Annotated in this window: 17 protein-coding genes; 13 read left to right on the forward strand and 4 right to left on the reverse strand. The window is 58.9% G+C overall.

Going from position 1 to position 24,039, the window contains the following annotated elements:
* The first annotated feature begins 259 nt into the window (after positions 1 to 259).
* Positions 260 to 1,594 (forward strand): group II intron reverse transcriptase/maturase, encoded by a 1,335-nt coding sequence (ltrA, locus tag ACWJJK_RS10580; protein WP_210024370.1) that lies wholly within the window; start codon positions 260 to 262, stop codon positions 1,592 to 1,594.
* Positions 1,595 to 1,689: 95 nt separating this feature from the next.
* Here ltrA and ACWJJK_RS10585 read toward each other — a convergent pair whose 3' ends face one another.
* The 4 genes from ACWJJK_RS10585 to tssJ form a co-directional block, all read right to left on the reverse strand.
* Positions 1,690 to 2,094, reverse strand: coding sequence for a YybH family protein (locus tag ACWJJK_RS10585; protein ID WP_434112785.1), 405 nt, complete (start codon positions 2,092 to 2,094; stop codon positions 1,690 to 1,692).
* Positions 2,095 to 2,539: 445 nt separating this feature from the next.
* Positions 2,540 to 4,876: a caspase family protein gene (locus ACWJJK_RS10590; protein WP_454128976.1), complete on the reverse strand. Its 2,337-nt coding sequence runs from the start codon at positions 4,874 to 4,876 to the stop codon at positions 2,540 to 2,542.
* 50 nt (positions 4,877 to 4,926) lie between these two features.
* Entirely contained in the window at positions 4,927 to 5,772 is an 846-nt protein-coding gene (locus tag ACWJJK_RS10595) for an alpha/beta fold hydrolase (protein WP_454128977.1), read from the reverse strand.
* A complete protein-coding gene (gene tssJ, locus ACWJJK_RS10600; protein ID WP_454128978.1) occupies positions 5,753 to 6,253 on the reverse strand; it encodes a type VI secretion system lipoprotein TssJ in 501 nt (166 codons plus the stop codon). Before tssJ ends, ACWJJK_RS10595 begins: the two co-directional genes overlap by 20 nt.
* Before the next feature lie 699 nt (positions 6,254 to 6,952).
* On the opposite strand from tssJ, the gene tagH reads away from it, so the two are divergent.
* The 12 genes from tagH to tssE all read left to right on the forward strand — a co-directional run bounded on the left by tagH (position 6,953) and on the right by tssE (position 24,038).
* Entirely contained in the window at positions 6,953 to 8,527 is a 1,575-nt protein-coding gene (gene tagH, locus ACWJJK_RS10605; protein ID WP_454128980.1) for a type VI secretion system-associated FHA domain protein TagH, read from the forward strand.
* A gap of 21 nt (positions 8,528 to 8,548) precedes the next feature.
* Positions 8,549 to 9,886: a type VI secretion system baseplate subunit TssK gene (tssK, locus tag ACWJJK_RS10610; RefSeq protein ID WP_077731005.1), complete on the forward strand. Its 1,338-nt coding sequence runs from the start codon at positions 8,549 to 8,551 to the stop codon at positions 9,884 to 9,886.
* Between the two features lie 573 nt (positions 9,887 to 10,459).
* On the forward strand, positions 10,460 to 11,782 hold the full coding sequence (gene icmH / locus ACWJJK_RS10615; RefSeq protein ID WP_086133918.1) for a type IVB secretion system protein IcmH/DotU: 1,323 nt from the start codon (positions 10,460 to 10,462) through the stop codon (positions 11,780 to 11,782).
* Positions 11,779 to 15,351 (forward strand): type VI secretion system membrane subunit TssM, encoded by a 3,573-nt coding sequence (gene tssM / locus ACWJJK_RS10620; RefSeq protein WP_454128981.1) that lies wholly within the window; start codon positions 11,779 to 11,781, stop codon positions 15,349 to 15,351. Before icmH ends, tssM begins: the two co-directional genes overlap by 4 nt.
* Positions 15,348 to 16,880, forward strand: coding sequence for a type VI secretion system-associated protein TagF (gene tagF, locus ACWJJK_RS10625; protein WP_347257323.1), 1,533 nt, complete (start codon positions 15,348 to 15,350; stop codon positions 16,878 to 16,880). Before tssM ends, tagF begins: the two co-directional genes overlap by 4 nt.
* Positions 16,881 to 16,949: 69 nt before the next feature.
* The gene (locus ACWJJK_RS10630) at positions 16,950 to 18,353 is read left to right on the forward strand and encodes an autotransporter outer membrane beta-barrel domain-containing protein (RefSeq protein ID WP_156880905.1); all 1,404 of its coding nucleotides are present in this window, start codon (positions 16,950 to 16,952) and stop codon (positions 18,351 to 18,353) included.
* Positions 18,354 to 18,462: 109 nt separating this feature from the next.
* A complete protein-coding gene (gene tssA, locus ACWJJK_RS10635) occupies positions 18,463 to 19,515 on the forward strand; it encodes a type VI secretion system protein TssA (protein ID WP_347257325.1) in 1,053 nt (350 codons plus the stop codon).
* Positions 19,516 to 19,975: 460 nt separating this feature from the next.
* Positions 19,976 to 20,506 carry a type VI secretion system contractile sheath small subunit gene (tssB, locus tag ACWJJK_RS10640; RefSeq protein WP_077731009.1) on the forward strand — a complete coding sequence of 177 codons (531 nt, stop codon included), beginning with the start codon at positions 19,976 to 19,978 and terminating at the stop codon, positions 20,504 to 20,506.
* A 3-nt stretch (positions 20,507 to 20,509) separates the two neighbouring features.
* Positions 20,510 to 22,006 carry a type VI secretion system contractile sheath large subunit gene (tssC, locus tag ACWJJK_RS10645; RefSeq protein ID WP_077731010.1) on the forward strand — a complete coding sequence of 499 codons (1,497 nt, stop codon included), beginning with the start codon at positions 20,510 to 20,512 and terminating at the stop codon, positions 22,004 to 22,006.
* Positions 22,007 to 22,168: 162 nt separating this feature from the next.
* Complete coding sequence (locus ACWJJK_RS10650; protein WP_077731011.1) at positions 22,169 to 22,651, forward strand: Hcp family type VI secretion system effector; 483 nt, start codon at positions 22,169 to 22,171, stop codon at positions 22,649 to 22,651.
* Between the two features lie 75 nt (positions 22,652 to 22,726).
* Positions 22,727 to 23,545: a type VI secretion system accessory protein TagJ gene (locus tag ACWJJK_RS10655; RefSeq protein ID WP_156880903.1), complete on the forward strand. Its 819-nt coding sequence runs from the start codon at positions 22,727 to 22,729 to the stop codon at positions 23,543 to 23,545.
* Positions 23,538 to 24,038 (forward strand): type VI secretion system baseplate subunit TssE, encoded by a 501-nt coding sequence (gene tssE / locus ACWJJK_RS10660; RefSeq protein WP_086133923.1) that lies wholly within the window; start codon positions 23,538 to 23,540, stop codon positions 24,036 to 24,038. The genes ACWJJK_RS10655 and tssE overlap by 8 nt, the downstream gene beginning before the upstream one ends.
* Position 24,039 lies beyond the last annotated feature (1 nt).

Here is a 24,039-nt window from a genome sequence, read left to right on the forward strand (position 1 = left end):
CGGCGGTTGTGCGCTGAAAGCTCATGTTCTTATTCGGGGAGATCTGTCCGGCGAGCGGCTGGGACAGGTTATGGGAGTCGGACTGAGGTCCAGGGCGAAAGCCTTGGAATAGCCACCGGACCCTACGACCTGTCTTTGGCAGCGCGTCTTGCGGCAACGCAGGGTGTGACCGGGCAGAAGTCAGCAGAGGCCATACTAGCCGCATCGGCCTGGAAGACCGGACGGTGAAGGGCCGAACACAAGAAGACAAGGAGGAGCCGTGAGCGACTCGGTATCGACGATGAACCCGACCGGGGGAGCCGATGTCCGGCGTGGCGTCACGCAGCCAGCCTTGCACGACGATCTGATGGAGCGGGTGTTGGACCGTGCGAACCTGCGACGGGCCTGGAAGCGGGTGAAGGCCAATCGGGGTGCGCCCGGCATGGACGGGATGCGCATCGAGGACTTCGCCGAGTTTGCGCGCTCGCATTGGGCCGAGATTCGCCAGCAACTGGCCGATGGCAGTTATCAACCCCAAGCGGTACGACGGGTGTCGATCCCGAAGCCGGGAGGGGGCGAACGACTGCTGGGTATCCCGACCGTCATGGACCGGGTGATCCAGCAGGCCATCGCGCAAGTATTGACGCCGATCTTCGACCCCGGCTTTTCGGAGTCGAGTTTTGGTTTCCGACCGGGACGCTCCGCCCATGGAGCGTTGAGGCAGGTACAAGGTCATCTTCAGGCCGGCTACCGCATCGCCTGTGACCTGGACTTGGCGAAATTTTTCGACAACGTCCGGCACGATGTCTTGATGGCTCGTGTGGCCCGCAAGGTTGGCGACAAGCGGCTGTTGGCGCTGGTTGGCCGGTATTTGCGGGCGGGTGTTCTGGTCGGCGAGTCCATCCAGGTAACGGCGTTGGGGACGCCGCAAGGCGGACCGCTGTCGCCGTTGCTCGCCAACATCCTGTTGGATGACTTGGACAAGGAACTGGAAGGGCGTGGCCACCGGTTCGTCCGCTATGCGGACGACCTGCTGATCTTGGTCAAAAGTCAGCGGGCCGGCGAGCGGGTGAAGGATAGCGTCACGCGCTTCCTGACCGGCACGCTCAAACTGGTGGTCAACGAGCAGAAGAGCCGGGTGGTCAAAACCGACCAGGCCAAGTTTCTCGGATTCAATTTCCGGGGAACCAAGCTGCGTTGGGGCGACCGGGCATTCGAGGACTTCAAACACAACATCCGGACACTGACCGGGCGTAGCTGGGGTGTCTCGATGGCTCACCGGTTTTACAAGCTCGCCCAGTATATCCGCGGTTGGATGGGCTACTTCGGCATTTCGGACTACTACCGCCCGATCCCCGAACTCGACCACTGGCTTCGACGCCGGGTACGCATGTGCTACTGGAAACAGTGGCGCTACGTGCGTACCAAGGTCAAGAACCTGTTGGGTTTGGGGACGAGCAAGCGCCAGGCAATCCTGACGGCGATCAGCAGCAAGAGCTACTGGCATCTGTCGCGGACGCTGGCGACGCAGACCGGGATGACCAACCAATGGCTGAAGACCCAGGGGCTGATCACTATCCGTGATCTTTGGATGAAGGCCCATGGCTACACCTGACATCGTCGTGTGCTCCCTTTTCGTGAACCGCCCGGTGCGGACCCGCATGCCGTGGTGGTGTGGGGACTGGGGGTTAGAAACCCCTGGTTACCCGATTAGCCACCTGGTTGATTTAGGAGCGCGGTGCCGTAGGAGTTGTCAATTACGCACAACCACTCTCCCGACGGCGCTTTCCTGTAGACGTAGGTTGCATCGCGCTCTGACGAGAACTCACTGTCTGGCTTTCCGGGCGCACGAATATGCGTTTTTGCAAGTACCAATGCGATATCTCCCATTTCCAAGAACACCATGTTTCCCTGCTGCACTTCAAGACTGTCATTGAAGTATTTCGAGATTGCGTTAAAGGCGTTTCTAATTTCCACCTTTCCCTTCGCATACATCCCCGGCTGGACGACCAACATTGCGTCTTCAGCATAGAAATTCATCAGTCGATCAAAGTCACGGCAATTGATTGCCTGATCGGCCTGATGGATCGCATTCTTCAGTGTTTCGATACTCATAGCTTGCTCCTTGTGCTTGGGTTAATGCCTCAAGAAGCGGACACAAAAAACCCGCCTCTCGGGGCGGGTTCGTTAATTCTTAGAGCCTTACGGGCGCTAGCAAACCCACCGTTCAAACAGAACGATGGTAATAATTCGTTGAGAGACAAAATTTTCATAGCGCATGCCCGAAGCGTATATCAGATAACAAGCGTGCGTCAAGAATCAGGTCGCTAACTTAAATTCGACCTCAAAACTAAAATCGAATCCGGAATTCGCCCATATGCAACGTCTTTGTTTATGTCAACTTTGACGTCTAAAACAACGGCGCTAGCCTTGATCACGTGCCCTGTGCACTGGTTGCCGGCATTCCAATCGCAAACGGTCGTCCTGGGAGCGCCAGGACGACCCTTCATTGCGGACATGACGATGTAGCTAGGCATTATCGGCTGAAAGCGTCTCTCCATCACGCATTATCCGGTACGAAAAAGAACGGGCTGCCTTCGTGGCCGGCGTGCTGGAGCGGGGCGTACTGGGGCATTTGCTCGAAACCGGCTTTGGAGGCCGAGGCTTTGACTTGGCCGGCCACGGCTCGGAAGACGTCGTAGTCTTCCAGGATTCCCTTGTTGCCGCGCAATACGCTGAGAAAGGCGTTGGCGAATACCGAATGGCCGCCGCCGCCCAGGTCGAGCACGGGTTTTACGCCGCCGGAGGTCAGTACCGTCCGCGCCTTGCGGGTGGCCATGATCTTCAGCCACTTGGCGCGCTTGCTTTCGTCCATGGCGTCCGGGAGTTTGGCGATGGCCGAACCGGTCATGGCGCCGGAATAGCAGGAGTCGGCGACGACCAGGACGTGGCGGGCGGGCATGATGCTGAGGAATTCGGTGATGCTTTGGCTGGAAATCCAGTTGGCCGGATTGCCGACTTCGGCGTCGGTGGGCAGCCAGTAGGCGAGGTTCGTGTTGGGGTCGATTTCGCCGTGTCCCGCGTAGTAGATCAACAGGTTGTCTTCCGATGTCAGCTTTTTGTGGATTTCGTTCAGCGCCGTCATGATTTGATGGCGGTTGGCGTTGAGGAGGAGCTTGGTGTTGAAGCCGTAGCGTTCGCGCAGGATGACGTCCAGGCTCTTCGCGTCGTTGGCCGGGGTTTGCAGGGCAGGATAGGCGCTGTAGCTGTTGTTGCCGATGATGAGCGCGTAGAACTTGCCGAAATGGATATCGGTCGGCCGCCCCGCGCGTTTGCTTTCAACCGGCGCCGTGGCCGTCGTCTCTGAAGGCTGCGCGGATTGCCCGATGAGGGTGACGTCCAGGCTGGTGACCTTGTTTTTCTTGTCGGTCGCGGTGATCTTGACCGAACCCGTGGATTCGCCGGGATTGATCGGGTACCGGAAGATACCGGAGGTATCGGGTGTCAGAGGCTTGTCGTTGACGATCAATGAAAGCAGTTCCGCCGAAGACTCGATTTTCCCGACGATCTCCCTGGCTTCCGGCCCCACCTGAATCACCCGCGCGCCGCGGGTCATGGTGACGGGCGGGTCGATGATCTCCACCTGCGGGCCCGCCTGGGCGAGCATTTCCGGAGCAGGCTGTTCCTGAACCTTGAACGCCAGTTGTTCCACCTTTTCCTTGAGCAGGGCGATCTCTCTGGCCTGGTTCTGAAGCTCGGATTTTCGGCGGTCGATCTGCGCACGCGAGACGTCCCCGTTCGGCTTGTCCTTCTGAGTCAGCCATGCGGTCAGTTCGGACGACCTCTTTTGATAGTCCTCCATTTTTGCTTGGAGCGCGGTTTCGGCTTCGTCCAGTTGTTTGCGCGCGGAATTGACGGTTTGGCCGTTCGTTCCGGGGCCTGCCGGGGAACCGGCCTTCGCCGGGGCCGTTTGGGTCCGGACCGCCGCCAGTTCCTGCTTGAGCTTTTGGCGCTCCCGGCCGAATGCGGCCGTCATCTGGCTGACTTTGGCTTGCTGCGTTTTGAGCAGGGCGGTTTTCTGCCGGAGTTCTTCCTCGAGTTCGCGTATCTTCGGATCGTCGCCGGTCGATGAGGCCGCCTTTTGTTTCGCGAGCTTCTCCCGAAGGTTGTCGATTTCATCCTGAGATTTGCGCAGAGCATCTTGCTGTTCCTGTAGCTGCTGCCGGGTCGCGTTGAGTTCGCTGCGGAGTTCCTCGGCTTCGAGACGGCTGCGCTCGGCGGCCTGGCGCAGGGTTTCGATTTCCCGCCGTTGTGCATCGGACGCTGCGACCGCCGGCGTGAAATTCAAATCGCTGCCTTCGAGGCCGGATGCTTTTTGATACCAGCGGCTCGCGGCAGAACTGTCTTTAGTGACGCCCAAGCCTTTTTCGTAGAGATGTCCGAGGTTGATCTGCGCCTGGGCATTGCCTTTTTCGGCCGCCTTCCGATACCACTCGGCCGCTTTCCGATAGTCGGGCTCCTGCCCGAGGCCTTTTTCGTAGATCTGCCCGACGTAGAGCTGGGCCGTGGCGTCGCCTTCCTGGGCCTTGGGCAGCCAGACCTTCAGGGCGGATGAATAATTCGCGCGGTCGTAAGCGACATATTCGCCGCCGCGCACCTCGCAGTCGGCGGCCGTGGTTCGGATCGGACGGCGGGCACTGAGATAGGTCATTTGCGACCCGAGTTTTCGCACCTGGCCGGGAAGGAGGCAGTCGACCACGAACAGTTTGTCCGCATCCTCGATATAACCTTCGACGGCGCGCGCCGCTTCCTCCTGACTGACCGGCTGAGAGGCGCAGCCGATCAGAAGGGTGGCGGATACGGCAAGGCCTAAGGATGTCTTACGCAGCGGCTTCATGGTTGCAGTTTCTCCGGAGATCGGGGCGGGATGGGCTAAAAATGTAGCATTCATTGTGCAAGGGCGCTTGCGGAGTTTGATCCGAGATCGGCCGTCTTTTGCAGAATGCCTTTCCAGACTTCTTGCCAGCAGCAGTGGTGGTCGAAGTTGGGGAGCACGAAAACCTGGGCCTGGGGGCGCCGTTTGGCGATCGGTTCGAAGACGGAGGGCGGGACGATTCGGTCGGTCTCGCCGAGATAATGGTATTCGATGACGCCCTTAGCATTGATTTCGGCCGGGTTCAGCGAGCCTGCAAGAGGGCTGTATCCGTGATGCGCGGTCCAGGCCTCGATGTCGAGATTTCCGGCCAAGGTCACGACGGCGGAGGTTTCCGGGAAACGCGGTGCCATCAGAACGGCCAGCGCGCCGCCGCCGCTGTGTCCGAACAGAACCAGCCGCTCGAAGGCGTTTTTCGAAAGGAAGCTCCGCAAGGCGTGCGCCAGGCTGTCGACCACCTCGGGGCCGTACCTCCGATGTGTCCACAGCGCCGGCGAGCAGCCGCGATCGGCCGAATGCCCGTAATAACACGGACGCCCGAGATAAAGAGCCGGGCCTTCGTCCAAGGCCATCAGCCTCAACATGACCGGATCGCGGGGAGTAGGGTCGTCCGAGATCGTCCGGCGCGACAGCCAGGGCGTTCCGTCGCCTTCGAGATAGAGATGCAAGCTGTTGCCGGCGTCTTTCGCACCGGGCTTGAAAAATGCCGCGAGCCTGAAGCCGTTTCCGTCCAGACTGAGCGGCCGGTATCCGAAGCGCGCCGCCGCGTCTTCGATCCGCCGAGCGGGCGATGAGCAGCCGGCTACCAGCAGGACCGATAACAACGCGGCGGCGACGGACCTAATTGGCGGGCGCTTCATCGGTCGGTTCGGGAGATCCCAAGTCGAGCCGGTCGCTGGTTACGCGGAGTTTGATGATGCTGGTGGTATTCGGAGGGATCGCAGCCGAGGCTCGCCATTGGGCCGAATCGAGATCGCGGTAAGCCGCGAACACCCCGACGGCCTTTGCGTCGGGTTTTGCTTCGAAAGAAAGCTCACGCTTCTCTCCAGGGCGGAGAATGAATTCCTCCTTGCCCGCGATGTCGGCGCCGAGGACGCTTTTTTCGTTCTGATAAAGCTGGAAGAAGTCGGCGCCGTTGAAGGCGGCCGTTTCCCTGAGCTGATACACGCGAAGCAACAAAGGCGACGGACGGCCCTCGCCGTCGAGATTGATGTCCGGCAGTGCCTCGATCCTCAACTGTACGACGGTGGGCGGTGGTGGAGTCGGTTTGGGCTCATCCGCCGCACATCCCGCGAGGAGAAGAAAAGTTACAAGAATCGGGAGAACTGTGGTTATGCGCATTGGGAAAACTCTGGCTGACTCATAAACGAAGGAAATTTTGGCGTAACACTCTAAATCAGAAGCGTTGTCGGATGGGCACAAATCCGCCGGGAGCAAAACTGAACAGGCGAAGCCTAGAGCATTTTCATACCTAAGTGTACGGGCACTCACGCGTAGGTCGGGAATCCCTTCCCAACGGTGCAGTTGGGCCAACGGGTTCGTCGGCAAAGGATTGCCGACCTACGAATGCTTGAATCCATTCACCCGAGCCGAAGGCGCCAACGACTTCCGCCAAGCCTGTTTTGCCGTACGAGCGAGATGAACAGGCTCTAGCCGAAGGGCGAGCCCCACGGACGGGCGAGTAAAGCATAGCGTGCCCATGGAAGTTGGTGAGCGGTGGGCGCGGCCCAAGGGCCTTTGCCCGTGCAGCGCGGTCTTCTTCCCTCTTTAAGTGATACACCGGCTTTGAGCTTAGCTCTCGATGCCGTGGTCGGCAAGCGGCTGGTATCGTATCCGAACCGCGTTTTGCCTGTCCGGCGTTCGCGTGTAAGCTATCGGCGACTCGATGGAACGAATACAAACGGTTCAGGGAAGGCAGGATGGGCTGAGACCCTGGATCGCTTCGGACATGGCCGGTTTTTCCGGGGGCCTCAGTTTTCCGTCGTTACGATTGTCTATGCTTAATGCCTGACAATCAGGGGCTCAACCGAAGCACGCATCATGGCACTCATCCTCAAAGTTCTCAGCTACAAGGGCGCTCCCGTTCCGGAGGAACCATCCTGCACCTTCGACCAGGAAGGCGGTTCGGTAGGTCGCTCGCCCGACAACCGCTTCGTTTTGCCGGATCCCGACAAGTTCATTTCCCGCAGGCACGGCTCGATCGAGTATCGGAACGGCGTTTACTGTTTCACCGACTTGAGCACGGCGGGCACCTATGTTGTCAATAAAGACCTTCTCCTTCAGCACGACACCGCGCCGCTGTCGAATGGGGACGTACTGAAGATCGGCGAATATGAAATCGCGGTCGTCGAAGTGTCGCTTCCGCCGGCAGAGCCCGAGGAAGCGCCGTTCGGCTTCGATCCGTTCGAAGCTTCGCACGAGGCGCCCGCCGCGCCGGTACCAGAATCTGCAGCTTGGCCCGAGCCGCCGACGTGGGACTCGCCGTTCGATCTTCCTCCGCCGGAACCGGAGAGATCCCAGCCGTCGGGACCGAGTTTCATCGATCAGCCCGACGCATCGCCTTTTCATGACAGTTTTATTCCGCCCGATATCGCTGACAAACCGGAAGAAGCGGCACTGCCCGATTTCGATTTGTCAGACCTGTTGCGTGACCTGGATGCGAGTGAAAGTGGATCGGGGCATCCCACACCCGCTCCGGAAAGTTGGGAACCGCCGGACGATTTCTTTAAAGGGCTCGATTTGAACGAACTCGGCCCCGGCGCAACCGAGTCCGCCGACTCGCATGATTCGATGCCCGAAACCGGACCGCTCGGCGGATTCGAGGAGATGCCGGGTTCTGCGAGAACCGAGAGCGCCGCTCACGGCGGACAAGCGGCGGGATTGCCGCCCGATGCGCCGATACCGCCTCGTGCCAGCGTTCCGCCAGTGGATGACGCACCGGTAGATCTAAGCGGTGCGGCCACATCGCCGGCCGCTCCGGAACCTGTTTCGGCCGTGCTGCCGGACGGTTCCTCCTCGGTTTCGAAGAGTGCGGCAGACCGCGAGTTGTTCGCGTCTTTTTTGGCCGGTGCCGGAATCGCGCCCGCCACTGGATGGGTGAAGGACGAGGACATGGCGGCGGTCATGAATACCGTGGGCGTTCTGCTCCGCAGCTTCGTCGAGGGCATGATGACCGTCATGCGGGCACGTGCGGAATTGAAAAGCCAATTTCGCGTTTCTGTTACCACCATGCGTCCGGTTGACAATAACCCGCTAAAATTTACCCCGAACGTGGACGACGCGCTCAAGATCATGCTGGCGCGCAACCATCCGGGATTCTCTGATCCGGTCGAGGCGGTGCGGGGGGGATTCGCCGACCTCATGAATCATCAGATGGCCATGACGGCGGGGATTCAGGCGTCGCTGGCGGCGGCCTTGAGGCGGTTCGATCCCCAAGGGTTCGAAAAGCTTTACGAGGATGCCATCGTCTTTCAGAAGAAGGCGAAATGCTGGGATGCCTACGGAAAAGCGTATCCGGAACTGGTCAACGAGATTCTGGAGAACTTTTTCGGAGAGGAGTTCGGGGAAGTTTACGAGCGGCAGATGCGCATACTGCAATCGGCCCGTTCGCGATAAGAAAATACAACAGGAACCGATATGTCCGAATACAGCAGAGTGGTGTGGTCGGAGGGAATGTTTCTCCGTCCGCAGCATTTTCAGCAACACGACCGTTATCTGGAGGCGTTGGTCGACGGCCGGTGCCGCGGTCTGCGACCGTTCGATTGGGGGTTCGGCACGCTGAAGCTCGATCCGCGGCAACTAGCTGTCGGCAAACTGGCGCTGGTTGAAGTGCGGGGCGTTTTTCCCGACGGCACTCCGTTTAATCTGCCGGATGACAACGAGCTTCCCTTGCCCCTGGATGCGCCCGACGACGTCAAAGACAACGTCGTGTATCTGTCGCTTCCCGTTCGGCGCCCGGACTCGGCCGAGATCGACAGCGAAGCGTTCGAGGACAGTTTGGCTCGGTATCGTCTCGGCGAGCGCGAGGTGCGGGACCACAATAGCGGCGCCGACGGACGGTTTCCGGTGCAAATCGGCAAAATGCGCACCCGCTTGATGCTCGAACGGCAGGAGCGCTCCGGCTACGTCTGTCTGGGGGTAGCCCGCATCATCGAAGTTCGCGCCGACAAAACGGTGGTCCTGGACGAGCGATATATCGCGCCGGGCCTCAATTGTTTCGGAACGGGGCTGCTCGGCGGATTCCTTCGGGAGCTGCACGGCTTGCTGCATACCCGCGGCGAAGCCCTCGCCGGCCGCGTGGCCGAGGCCGGGAAAGGCGGCGTGGCGGAAATCGCCGATTTCATGCTGCTTCAGATTATCAACCGTTACGAGCCCTTGCTGGAGCATCTGGCCAACACCGCGGCGCTGCATCCCGAGGATTTTTACCGCCTGGCGGTGCAGATGGCCGGCGAATTGGCGACCTTCTATCGTCCGTCCAAGCGGCCGATCGGCTTTCCGGTATACCAGCACGACGATCTGCAGAAATGTTTCACGCCTGTGATGGAGGAGTTGCGGCAGCTCCTCAGCATGGTGTTGGAGCAAAACGCCATTCAAATCCCGCTCAGCAAGCCGAAGTTCGGGGTATACGGCGCGAAACGGCCGGACCTCAAACTTCTGGAGAATGCCGTTTTCGTTCTCGCCGCCAATGCGCAGGTACCGCCGGAATTTCTGCGCAACCACTTCCCTCCCCAGGTCAAGATCGGGCCGGTGGAGGAAATCCAGCAACTGGTGCGGTCGGCGCTTCCGGGAATTTCCGTACATCCCTTGCCGGTGGCTCCCCGTCAGATTCCCTATCACGCCGGCTTCTCCTATTTCGAACTCGACAAGCAAAGCGAGCTGTGGAGAAAAATGTCGGTTTCCGGGGGATTCGCGATCCATATCGGCGGCAATTTTCCGGGGCTCGAACTGGAATTGTGGGCGATCAAGAAAACCTGACGCCAATGCACGCCGCCCGTGAACTGAATCCGACATCCCATCATGCCGAGTGCATTTTTTGTTGCCATATGGCGGGTTAAATGTTCGAAAACTCGACTAAGGTGCCGCTAAGCGCGGCGATGGTTTCAGAGCGGGGAGCCGCCCCGCACGCGGGGTACGCTGCGAAGTCCGTCCGTGGACCTCGCCTTTCGGGCCAGCGTACCGCTGTCCCAATTCGCTCCCGGCGAATTGGTCTTTGCGTGGCCAAAAGAAAGGAACCAAAGACAAATCGGCCGGGAGCCGATTTGGGCGCCAAGGGCGCGCGAAGCGCGAGCGCCAGGGACGGTGCGAGCCCAAAGGCCACCCGGCGAGCACCCTTATCCTGCGCGTTTCGCCCGGCACCGGGGGCGACCGAAGGCACTTCCGTGTGCCTCGGTCGCCGCACGCGATCCATCGCGTGCTCCTTTGGACAATTCCGGTGCCGGGCTCCAATGCTCGGGGGCGCTCGAACGGGACCAAGAAGACGTGTAGCACCCGCTACCGCGGGCACTACACCAAAGCAGAAAACGCCTTAGCCGTCCAGGAAAAGCCAAAGTGAATTCAGACGATCCCTTCGCACCCTTCGACGACGAAGACAAAACCGTAATACGGCCGACGCCCGGCGGGCGTCGCCGTGCCACGCCCGCTGCGGCGGCACCGCCACCCGAACCGCCTCCGATCCGGGTACCCGACGTGCAACTGGATGCGCGCCGGCAAGCGGTATACGGCGAAAATCCGGTGGTGACGGCGGCGTTGTCGCTGCTCTCCCTGGTTTCCCGGCTGCGCAGCACGGCGGTCCATCAAGCGGTGGCCGAGCTTCAGCAGCAATTGGTCAGCGAGCTGCGCGGTTTCGAAAACCGGGTGCTGCGGCAAGGGGTCACGCAGGAGCATGCGCGCATCGCCAGCTACGCGCTCTGTACCTTGCTGGACGAGACAGTTCTGAACACTCCTTGGGGCGCGCAAAGCAACTGGGGGCACCAAAGCCTTTTGGTGATCTTCCACAAAGAAGCCTGGGGCGGCGAAAAGTTCTTCCAGTTTCTCGAGCATTTGGCGCGCCAGCCGGCCCAAAATCTGAACCTGATCGAGTTGTTCTGGCTGTGTTTGAATCTCGGCCTCGAAGGCAAGTACCGCATCGTGCAGAACGGCGCAAGCCAATTGGAGCGCGTGCGCAGCGAGCTGTATCAGCTGATTCAGCGCCTTCGAGGAGATTTCGAGCGGGATTTGTCGATTCGTTGGCAGGGGCTCAAGGACGTACGCAACCCGATCGTCCGCTACGTGCCGATCTGGGTGATCGCGGCGGGTGCCGCGGCGTTGCTCGTTCTGGTCTATTTGGGCTTCGCCTTTGCCGTCAATTCCGCGTCGGACCCCGTCGCCCGCGATCTGTTCGCTTTGGCGAAAGACGAGGTGAACCTTCCGGTTCAAAAGGTCGCGACGCCGGCACCCGTACCGGCACCGAAACCGGTCTCGAAGACGGAAAGATTCAAACCCATACTGGCTTGGGAGATTTCCCGGAATATGGTGGAAGTGGTGGACGATCGAATCTTGCGGATTCGGAATTCCTTCGACTCGGCCAGCGATCGCGTTAAGCCGGAGTTCGTTCCGATGTTGGCCAAGATCGCCAAGGAACTGGAGTCCGGCGGCGACGGCGCCCTGGTCACCGGCCATACGGACAACAAGCCCATCTTTTCCGCCCGCTTTCCGTCCAACTTCGAATTGTCGACCTCCCGCGCCAAGCACGTCGCGGAACTTCTGGAGACCTCCGCCGCCTTGCAGGGCAGGATTCGCTTCGAAGGGCGGGCGGATTACGAACCGCTGGTCCCGAATGACTCGGCCGAGCACCGGGCCATCAATCGGCGCGTGGACATCCTGATCCAGTGAGGCAAATCGTGAAAGGCGTCATCAATTTCTTGAAGAAAAAATGGGTTATTCAGGCGATCGGGATGATCGCCCTATGCGCCTTGATCTGGTTCGTCGGCCCATTGATCGGGATCGCCGGTTCAGAACCCTTGGCGTCCGAATGGGCTCGGGGCTTGACCATGGCCGTAGCGGTCGTGGTCTGGGTGATCTGGCGTTTGGTGGCGGAAATCCGGGCGGGACGCAAGGAGCAGCAACTGGTGAAGGATCTCGCCGCACCGGGCGAGGGTGGCGAGGGAAAATCCGCCGAAGCGGTGGCGGCCGACGAGAATATCGAACTGCTGACCGAGAATTTCACGAAGGCTCTGAAACTGCTGCGCGAAACCCGAGGCGACAAGCAGCACCTGTACGAGCTGCCCTGGTACGTCATCATCGGCCCGCCGGGTTCGGGCAAGACGACGGCTTTGTTGAATTCGGGGCTGAAGTTCCCCCTGGCCGACCGGCTGGGCTCGCAGCCCATCCGCGGCATCAGCGGCACGCGGAATTGCGAGTGGATGTTCACCGACGAGGCCGTACTGATCGATACCGCCGGTCGGTACACCACTCAGGAGAGCTATCAGGCGGTAGATGCGGCGGAATGGGGCGGCTTTCTCAAACTGCTGAAGCAACACCGTCCGCGCCGGCCGATCAACGGGGTACTCGTGACCCTGAGCCTCTCGGATTTGCTCCAGCACACCGAGGAAGAACGCGCTTTGCATGCCAAGGCGATCCGTCAGCGCGTCCAGGAGCTGTATTCGACACTGGGAATCCGATTCCCCGTCTACATGCTGTTCACCAAGTGCGATTTGGTCGCGGGATTCAACGATTTCTTCGCCGACCTCACGCAGGAAGAGCGCGCTCAGGTTTGGGGCGAAACCTTCCCGGCGGAGGATTTCAAGCAGCCGGTGGATGTATTGGCCCGGTTCTCGTCCGGCTACGACGAACTGCTTCAGCGCTTGAATAGGCGCATGCAGAGCCGCATCCAGGAGGAGCGCGACGTACAGCGGCGCAGCCTGATTCTCGATTATCCGCAGCAGATGGCGCTTTTGAAGCCGGCAATGGAGAAATTTCTCGAAGACGCTTTCGGCGCGAACCGCTACGAGGTCCGTCCGCTGCTGCGCGGCATTTATCTGACTAGCGGCACCCAGGAAGGAACGCCGATCGACCGGGTGATGGGCATACTCGCCGCCACGTTCCGGCTCAACCGCCAGGCGACGCCGATCTTCAGCGGAAGGGGAAAGAGCTTCTTTCTCACCCGCCTGCTTAAGGAGGTCATCTTTCAGGAAGCCGATTTGGCGGGCCTCGATCCCCGCGTCGAGCGGCGCCGGCGTCTGATCCAGGCCGGGGCTTACGCATCGGTGCTGGTCCTGACCCTGGGCTGCATCATCCTTTGGCTGGTGAGTTACCAGCGAAATACCTCCGCGATCGAGCAGGTGGAGAAAGAAATCGAACGCTACCGTGCGGCTCGCATCGATGGGAGCGATTGGCAGTCGAGCCTCCGGACCTTGATTCCCAAGCTCGATCCGTTGCTGGCGATCAACGACATCTACGAAAATTCCGGCCGGTTGGCGCATTTCGGGCTTTACCAGGGCGAAAAAATCCAGCTCGCGGCGAATCATGCCTACGAGCACTGGCTCAGGGATTATTTCCTCCCGGTCAACCTTCAGCGCCTGGCGCAGCGCATGACAGGCCCGGAAGCTTCCAACCCCGATATTCTTTACGAACTTCTGCGGGTCTATCTCATGCTCGGCCAGCCGGATCGCATGGACGCCAAGATCGCAGCGCCCTGGATTCGCAGCGATTGGGAAAGCCGTTTCGGCACCGAACCCGATTTGCTCGCCCGATTGAATCTCCACCTCGACAATCTTCTCAAGTTGCGGCTCGATCCTCAGCCCATGGATGAAGCTCTGGTCGCCGGCGTGCGAGCGAAGCTTTCGCAAGTTCCTCAGACCATTCAGCTCTATGCCCGTTTCAAGAACGAAGCGCTACTGGATCGTTCTCACGATTTCAAGCTCGACTCCGCGCTCGGGCCCGACGGCGCGCGGGTGTTCGTCGCGGCGGACGGACGGGATATCGGGACGCTTTCAGTGCCGGGCTTGTTTACGGCTTACGGCTATTCCGAGCTGTTTCTCAAGAAAAGCTTCGATTTCGTCAAGGACGCGGTGACCGAGAACTGGGTGCTCGGCAAGCAGGCGAATGTCGATCTGTCCGAAATTCAACGCCTGCACGGCGATTTCAAGACGCTTTATCTAGCCGATTACCAGAAGGCGTGGAGCGGCCTTTTGGATAGCATCAAGCTGCGCCGACCCAAGGACATCAATCAGACGATCGAGTGGCTGGACATATTGTCCCGCCCGACCACCCCGGTGCGTCCATTGCTCGAAGCCGTCGAAAAAAATACCTCACTGACCAAGATCGCTTCGCTTACCGCACAGCTTCTGAACAAAGTTCCGGCTGTCGCCGAGGCGAAGGTCGACGACCGTACCCAGAAACTGCTGGATGCCGCGCGCCAGGTGGACGCCGGCAGCGCTCCGCAAGCCGACCCGGTTCAGAGCGTGGAGACTGCGTTCGAAGACCTCAGCTATCTGGTGCGGAGCAGCGCGGATCGGCCGGCGGCCCTGGATTCGACCTTGCAAACCGTGGCCTCTCTGCGGGATTACATGCTGCAAATCGGCAGCGCGGCCCTCAGCGGCGAACAGGCGCTGAAAAGTGCCTCCGGGCGAGTCGCGGGTGGTGGCGGAGACGTGCTGCTCCAGGCCAAGAGCGAATTCGGGCGCTTGCCGGAACCCTTGAAAAGCTGGTTTCTCTCGTTTCTGACGGTGGGCTGGAGACAAACCCTGGCCGGAGCCAAGTCCGAATTGAACGGCATGCTCAAGACGGCGGTGGCCACTCCGTGCAAGGCCGCTTTCAGCGGTCGTTACCCCTTCGTGGGCGGCAGCTCGAAGGATGCGACGCTGATGGATTTTGCGAAATTCTTTGCGCCGAACGGCGCCCTGGATCAGTTTTTCCAGTCCAATCTGAAGACCTTCGTGGACGTCAACCGCCCGGTATGGACGGAAGTCGCCATGGACAACCAATCTCTGGGACTTTCGCCGGCGACCATCCGCCAATTTCAAAATGCCGCCGCCATTCGTTCCGCTTTTTTTTCCGCGGGGGGGCAGATGCCCGCGGTGTCGTTCGAACTCAAGCCGATTTCTTTGGATGAAAACGTGGCGACTTTTCGCTTCAACCTGGAAGGGCAGGAGGTCGTTTATCGGCACGGCCCGGAACAAGTCACGCGGCTCCAGTGGCCGGGGCCGTCGGCCGGAGCCGGCGTTCGAATTGTGTTCGAGGCCGTGGACGGAAGGCAGGTCAGCCGTTCAAAAGAGGGCAGTTGGGCTTTTTTTCGTCTGCTGGATGAGGCCGTGGTGCAACAGACCGAGCTTCCCGAGCGGTTTCTGGTCACGTTTAGAGTGGAGGGTTACAGCGCACGCTACGAGCTGCGCGCCGGCAGCGTGACGAATCCGTTCGGGCTCGCGGCGTTGAAGTCCTTCAGCTGCCCGGATGCTCTATGAATCGACTCGCTCAAGTCGGCTTTTACGGCAAATTGCCGGCTCTTGGAGATTTCGTCTCCCGGCGTCTTCCCCGGCATTTCATCGATCATTGGGATCAGTGGTTGCAGAGCGCCATAGCTGCCAGCCGGGAACAATTACGGGATTCGTGGCTGGATGTTTATCTGACCAGCCCGATTTGGCGTTTCGGGCTGAGTGCGGGCGTCTGCGGGAGTGACGCCTGGGCCGGCATTTTGATGCCCAGCGTGGACAAGGTCGGACGGTACTTTCCGTTGACCTTGGCGGTGCCCGTGGCCGAACCGCAGAACCTGCCTTTTTTGTTCCGCCGGGACTGCGGCTGGTTCGAGGATCTGGAAGCGCTGGCCTTGTCCGGGCTCGAAAATGATTTCGATCTCGCTGAATTCGATCGGGAGTTGGAGACATTGTCTCTGCCGGATTTCATGAAAAGCAGTTCGGGCATTAGCCGTTCTCAAAATCCGCGGGCGGGTAGATTCGCACTCCACTTCGAGATGGAAAACCTGAGTCAGGTATCTGACGTGCTTATGGGGCTCAGTGGATGTTTGCTCGACCGTTTTCTTCCGGCTCATAGCTTGTGGAGTACATCGGGATCGGAACACATCGAAGCCTCGTTCCTGGTCTGCGAAGGGTTGCCGCCGATAGACGCATTCGTCGCCCTGATGACTGGAAGCTGGGAGCAACGCGGATGGGCCATCAGTACCCGGCGCTTGCCCGATTTGCCGGCTCGGACCTCGGCTGAGCCGAAAAGCGCAGACGGAACCAGCCGACCTGCGTCACCGAAAAGCGGGCCGTCCGGACTTCGTCGCTGGCTTTCTCACGGCATCAGCGTGGTTGGCAAGCGGCGGAAAATCAACGAGGACGCATTCATCGAGCGTCCGGACATCGGCCTGTGGGCGGTGGCCGACGGCATGGGAGGACATCAGGCCGGCGATGTCGCGAGCCGTGCGATCGTCGAGGCGTTGGCGGCTCTGCCCGCTACGTCCGATCTGGATGAGTCCGTAAAAAACGTCGAGTCGGCTCTGAAACGCGTGAACGACGAATTATGGGAACTGGCCCGCCAGAGTTCGACCGGTCAAATCATCGGCAGTACGGTCGTCGTGTTGTTGGCGATTGATGATCGATGCGCCTGCCTGTGGGCGGGCGATAGTCGGCTTTATCGCCATCGCGCGGGCCGATTGGAACAACTGACGCACGATCATTCGCCGGAGGGGGAGCTTTCCTGTTTCGAAATTCTGACGAATGAGAAACGGACCCAGCGGGAACGTAGCAACGTCATCACCCGCGCGGTCGGGGCGGACCCGGTGCTCGTGCTCGATATCATGACGTTCGACTTGACGGAGGGCGACGGGTTTCTGCTATGCAGCGACGGTTTGGATAAAGAAGCGGGACCGATCGAAATCGAAGAGATTTTGGAAGCCGGCGATTGCCGGGAGCGCGCGGAGTCCTTGATTGCGCTCGCTATGGATCGCGGCGCACGAGACAATGTGACCGTGATTGTCGTGCAGTCGCCTTGACAGGTTAAGACTGCGACGGCTAAAAGATAAAACAAAAAATAAGAAGACGAATAGCTTCCCGGGGGAGATATGTGGGAACTCACAGAGGAAAAGAACGTTCGGGCGACGATACCCGCACGTACTTCGATGATTCGTCGAGGACTGGTGTGGTCATGTACCATGTGCTGGATCTCGGCGGCAGCCGCGAATCCGTTGACGAGCGGAGCGACGCTGAACCAGACTCAAACCGACATGGCCAATGTCGCGTTCGACGCCTGTACTCAAAGAAACTCGCTGCTTTCCGAGGATTTCAGAGACCGCTGCGACGCTCTCGTTGGCGCCGCGATTTCCGCTTCGGATAGCCAGATTCCTACGGTCGGCTCCGAGCCGGTCGAAAATGCCCTTCAAATAGTCTCGCCGGAGCAAATTCTCCAGCACGGAACGACAGCCACCCGGGTAACTGCCGGCCAAGTGGCCCTGGTCGATTCGACCATAGGCGCGAGGCTCGCAACTTTGCGCACCGGCTTGGGCCTGGCCGGATTACAGATGTACCGAAACGGCTTGTCGGCGGATCGCGCCTATGCCGGTTTGGGCAATTCCTTCGCCACCGGAGGTGCGGCCGGCGACGGCTCGTTCAGTCCTCTCGGCGTCTGGATCAACGGTAATTATCATTTCGGCGACGTCGATTCCACCTTCGATCAAAAAGGCTTTCAGTTTAAAAACTTCGGTTTTACCGCCGGCGCCGATTACCGCTTTACCGACAATTTCATAGCGGGTCTCGCTTTCACCTACGCCCGCACCAACGCGAATTTCGACCGTTCCGCCGGAGGTACGGACAGTGATGCCTACACCGGATCCATTTATGGGTCGTTCTATGTGACGGAAGGGTTCCATATCGATGCGCTCGGTTCCTTCGGCGGCATCGATTACGAGACTACCCGGAACATCAGTTATACCTTGCCGGGGTTCGAGACCGTCAATACTCAGGCTGTCGCTAATCCCGGCGGAACTCAATATTCCTTCAGTATCGGCGGAGGCTATGACTATTCGATAGCCGGGTTGACCCTAGCGCCCTATGCGCGAACGGAATACATCGGCCTGGATGTGGATGCCTATCGCGAGCGGCAGGGCAATGGTTGGGGGATGAGGTTCGACGAGCAGCACGTCCAGTCGCTCATTTCCACGGTGGGAAGCCAGATTTCGTACGCTTTCGGTTTACCCTGGGGCGTGATCACGCCCCAGCTGCGAGGCGAGTGGCATCATCAATTCAAGGATGACAAGCGGACAATCGGCGCCAGCTTCCTCGGCGATCCCGCCGCGCAGCAGTTTGCCGTCGTGACTCAAGGACCCGATCGGGATTATTACACCTTCGGCGCCGAGGTTTCGGGGGTATTTTCTCACGGCATTTCGGCATTTTTAGCCTATGATTTATTGCTGGGCTATCGCGATATCGAAAGTCACAAGTTTACCTTGGGAACTCGCGTCGAGTTCTAGCCGGAAAGTCCGCGTAAACGAGATCGAACAATAAATATTCTCGTGATCCTGGTTGAAAGCCGGAGTCGTCGAGACCAAACGAAAAAATGCTTGCGACGATCGGGGGATTATGGGCGAGCTAAACGTAGAAGCCTTTCTGACGGAAGTATCGCCGGATGCGCCTTGTGGGGAAGATCTTCAGTACGACAACGCATTCATCGCACTGGAGCAGAAAGCCAAAGGTACGCCGGAGCAACAGATCGGGGATCGGATCGAGCCGGCACAGCCGCCGAACTGGAAAGAAGTACGCCGAGACGCGATCGAATTGCTGGAGCGCACGCGCGACCTGCAAGTGATCCTCTATCTCATCCAGGCTCTTGTTCATACCGCCGGGCACCCGGGACTGCGCGACGGCCTGGCGCTTCTGGAAGGCATCGTCAGCAAGTTCTGGCCCGATCTATATCCGCTCCTCGATCCTGAAGACGACAACGATCCGACGCAGCGCGTCAACATCCTGATGGGATTATGCGACTTCGAGTCGGTATTGCGCCCGGTCGCGCTTGCGCCTCTGGTTGAGTCGCGTGCGCTCGGACGCTTTAGTCTGCGGGACGTGCAAATCGCGACCGGAAAGTTGCCACCGCCCAGCGACGGAAGCTCCTCGCCCGAGATTGCAACCATCAATGCAGCGTTCATGGACGCCGACCCGGAGGTTCTGGCGTCGACCCGCGAGGCGGTTGTCTCGAGTTTGGAAAGCATCAAGGCCATCGAAAGTTTCGTAACGGATCAGGTCGGTGTCGGCGATGCGCCGAACTTGGCTCCGTTGAGGGACTTGCTCAAAGAAGCACAGCATGTGCTCGGAGAGTATGCGGAGGAAGGCGGCGCCAGCGATGCGCAGCCCGAATCCGAGGGTGAAGGGGCGTCCGCGCACGATTCGGCCGCCAGACCATCTGCGGCTCGGCCGGGGGAAATCGGCAGCCGCCAGGATGTGATCAAGACCCTGGATTTGATTTGCGACTATTACGCTCGATGCGAACCCTCCAGCCCGATTCCCTTGCTGCTGAAGCGAGCCAAGCGTCTGGTTTTTATGGATTTCATCGAGATCGTCAAAGACCTGGCTCCGGACGGCCTTTCGCAGGTGGAGTTCATCAGGGGGCGTGACCAGTCCGAAGACGGCCAGTATTAGAGCAAATAACGAAAGCGTGAGCCCTACACTGATTCATAAATTGGCGACGCAATCGCCATTCCTTCTCATCCGGTTAGTCATAACCGTCGATCGCCCGGATGTCAAAAATACGAGATGTCGTAACAGATACGAAATATCGCAATATTGTTTTGCTTGAACTGGGTGAGTTTGATGGCTCGAATTATTGCCAATGTGAACAAAAGCGATTCAAAACAGTGTGTTGGTCTATTTCGATGGAGAGATATTGATGGTTGGCATCGTTATTGAACTCGTTTGGTTACACTGGTCGATGATGTCGTTACTAAGGAATGAGCGAAGTGGGGTGGTAGACATGCCACGATAACCGGTGCGCTGGGGCGCGATTTCGAAGCTGCAAGCGATTTTATCGATCGAATAAAGCCCCACGTAACCATGAAAATGTGAGATTGCTGTAGTTCTATAGCCTAAGAGGAGATTTGCCGTGGCAGAAAGTAGCCAGAAATTTATAGCTCGAAATCGCGCACCGCGCGTACAGATCGAATACGACGTGGAAGTTTACGGTGCGGAAAAGAAGGTCCAGCTTCCTTTTGTAATGGGCGTCATGTCGGATCTCTCCGGCAAACCGACAGAGCCGCTGCCCCCGGTTGCGGATCGGAAACTGCTGGAAATAGATGTCGACAACTTCAACGAACGGCTCAAGGCCATGAAGCCGCGGGTTGCGTTTCAGGTGCCCAACACCCTCACCGGCGAAGGAAGCCTCAGCGTCGATATCACTTTCGAAAGCATGGACGATTTTTCGCCGGCGGCGGTTGCCAGGAAAGTCGAGGGCCTGAACAAGCTGCTCGAAGCACGCAGCCAGTTGGCCAACCTGATCACCTACATGGACGGAAAGACAGGCGCCGAGGAGCTCATCGCTAAGGTAATAAACGACCCGACATTATTGCAGGCACTCGCCTCGGCTCCGAAGCCGGCGGACGAAGCCGCTGCGGACTCTTCGAGCAGCGAGGGATAAGTCATGGCTGAATTAGAAACCCAAACCTCAGCTCAGGGCGCCGAGCAGCTCGGCGAGCTTGGTGATTTTACGAGCCTCTTGAACAAAGAGTTCAAGCCGAAATCCGACCGAGCCAAAGAGGCGGTCGAGTCGGCGGTGACCACTCTGGCGGAATTCGTCCTTAAAGACGTATCCAAGGTCTCCGAGGACGCCGTCAAGACCATCCAGTCCATCATCGCCGAAATAGATCGCAAGCTCACCGAGCAGGTGAATGCGATCATGCATCACGAGGACTTCCAGCAATTGGAAAGCGCGTGGCGCGGCTTGCAGTATCTGGTAAACAATACCGAGACCGATGAGATGCTCAAGATTCGCGTCTTGAACATCTCGAAGAAAGAGCTCGGAAAAACCCTGAAGAAATTCAAGGGAACTTCCTGGGATCAAAGCCCGATCTTCAAGAAGCTTTACGAAGAAGAGTACGGGCAGTTCGGCGGCGAACCCGTCGGCTGTATCGTGGCCGACTACTATTTCGACCACTCTCCGCCGGATGTCGAACTGCTGGGGGAGATGGCGAAAGTCTGCGCGGCTGCGCATGCACCTTTCATCGCAGCGGCGGCACCGACCGTGATGCAGATGGATTCATGGAACGAGCTGGCCAACCCGCGCGACCTCACGAAGATTTTTCTGACTCCGGAGTACGCGGCGTGGCGCTCGCTACGCGAGTCGGACGACTCCCGTTATATCGGCTTGGCCATGCCGAGATTCCTGGCTCGGTTGCCTTACGGGGCGAAAACCTGTCCGGTCGAGGAATTCGATTTCGAAGAAGAGACCGAGGCAGCAGACAGCCGAAAGTATGTCTGGGCCAACTCGGCCTATGCGATGGCCGTCAATATCAATCGATCCTTCAAGCTTTACGGCTGGTGTTCGAGAATCCGCGGCGTGGAATCGGGCGGCGCTGTGGAAGGGTTGCCGGTGCATACCTTCCCGACCGACGACGGCGGCGTGGACATGAAGTGTCCGACCGAGATCGCGATCAGCGACCGGCGTGAAGCGGAGTTGGCCAAGAACGGCTTCATGCCTCTGATTCACAAGAAAAATTCCGATTTTGCGGCGTTCATCGGCGCGCAATCGCTCCAGAAACCGGCCGAATACGACGACCCCGACGCGACGGCCAACGCCAATCTGGCGGCGCGGCTGCCCTACCTGTTCGCCACCTGCCGGTTTGCCCACTACCTGAAGTGCATCGTCAGGGACAAGATCGGTTCGTTCAAGGAGCGGGACGACATGCAGAAATGGCTGCAAAGCTGGATTTACAACTATGTCGACCCGAATCCGGCCATGTCCGACGACATCGACAAGGCGCGCAAGCCTCTCGCGGCGGCCGAGGTAATCGTGGAAGAGGTGGAGGGCAATCCAGGCTATTACACGTCGAAATTCTTCTTGCGGCCGCACTACCAGCTGGAGGGGCTAACCGTTTCGCTGCGTTTGGTGTCCAAACTACCCTCCGTGAAAGGCGGCTAGCAGATCGAGTCGAAGAGCTGGCAACTAGGGGAATTTGGAGGTGACGATATGAGATGACACGGCAAACTCACATTGCCCAACGGAGCCGGACGGAGTGTATTCCATCCATGTTTGATCAAGTTTTAATCAACCAACAAGTACCAATAAGTAAAGGAGAAGACCATGGCAGTCGACATGTTCATTAAGATCGACCCGATTAAAGGGGAATCCAGAGACGATAAGCATAAAGAAGAGATCGACGTTCTGGCTTGGAGCTGGGGCATGTCCAACAGTGGCACCACCCATATGGGAAGCGGCGGCGGAGCGGGTAAAGCCAACGTGCAGGATCTGAGCTTTACGAAATATATCGATAAGGCGAGCCCGGACTTAATGTTGAGCTGCTGCAACGGCAAACATTTCGACAAGGCCGTGCTGGTGGTTCGGAAAGCCGGCGAAAAGCCGGTGGAATACCTGACCATTACCATGGAGGAAGTCCTGATCACCTCGGTTTCTACGGGCGGCTCCGGCGGCGAGGACCGCTTGACCGAGAACGTCACGCTCAATTTCGCCAAGGTCAAGGTGAAATACATAGAACAGACCGAAAAGGGCGCGGAAGGCGCCAAGCCGGAGATGGGCTGGAATATTGCTGCGAACGTAAAACAATAAGTTTGCGCGGTATTTTTCGGCAGTGCCCGCCGCTGAGCGGGCACTATTCATCCCCTCAATTTCTCCCATCCGCCTATGTCAACCATCGCTGCTGAAGAAAGTCTTCGGGAAGGCCGCCTGGAAGATGCGCTAGCGCAACTCCAGGACCAGGTCCGCCAGAATCCTGCCGAAGCGAAGTACCGGATTTTTCTCTTCCAGTTGTTGGCCCTGATGGGGCGCTGGGAGCGTGCTCTCACGCAGTTGAGCGTGTGCGGCGATCTGGATGCGGCCAATCTCGCAATGGTGCAGACCTATCGCGAAGCCATACGATGTGAAGTCCTTCGCGAGAAAGTCTTCCGCGGGGAGATTTCTCCGATGATCTTCGGCAAGCCCGAGCGATGGATCGCGCTTCTGATAGAAGCATGCAAATGCGCCGCGCAGGGAGATTATTCGATGGCGATCCAGTTCCGGGATCAGGGTTTCGAATCGGCGCCGGGGACGTCCGGTACCATCGACGGGAAGTCGTTCGAGTGGGTGGCGGATAGCGATAGCCGTCTGGGACCGGTTGTGGAAGCCATAGTTAACGGTCGTTATTACTGGATACCTTTTTGCCGGATTGCCCGCATCGAACTCGATCCACCCAGTGACCTTCGAGATTTAGTCTGGCTTCCCGCACAATTCACCTGGGCCAACGGCGGTTCTGCCGTGGGTCTGATTCCTTCCCGTTATCCTGACTCGGAAAAAGCCGATGACGTAGCGATTCGCATGGCCCGGAGAACCGAATGGCAAGAGCCGGTCGAGGGCTACTCGCTGGGCATGGGACAACGGGTATTGGTTACTAACGAGGGCGACTTCTCGCTGTTCGATGTTCGAGAAATTGCGATGAATACGGACACGATCGAAAACGATGGCTGATCTCACGCCGAAGGAACGCCTGCAGCCGTCGCTGCTGGATCGCCTTACCGACGACGAACCGGACAAACAACAGGAGTCCCGCGACCAGCGGGTGATGAATATACGGAATTTGCGCCACAGCGTGTTGCGCGACTTGGCGTGGTTGCTGAATACCACCGCCATGGAGTCGCTAGTAGATTTGGAAAAATATCCTTTCGTGGAGCGTTCGGTATTGAATTTCGGTATCCCGGCCCTGGCCGGCACCCCTCTCTCCGGTGCCGACCTTCCGGCGATCGAACGAAAGGTCAAACAGGCTATTCTCGACTTCGAACCGCGCATCCTGGCGGATTCGGTGAGGGTGAAGGTCGCCGCCTCGGACAGTATGAATCTCAAGGCCATGACGTTCACCATCGAAGGTGATCTGTGGGCTCAGCCGCTTCCCTTGCATCTTTACATCCGCACCGAAATCGATCTCGATACCGGCTATGCGCGGGTCACCGATTTGAACGGATAGA

This window comes from Methylocaldum gracile (genome assembly GCF_053646815.1).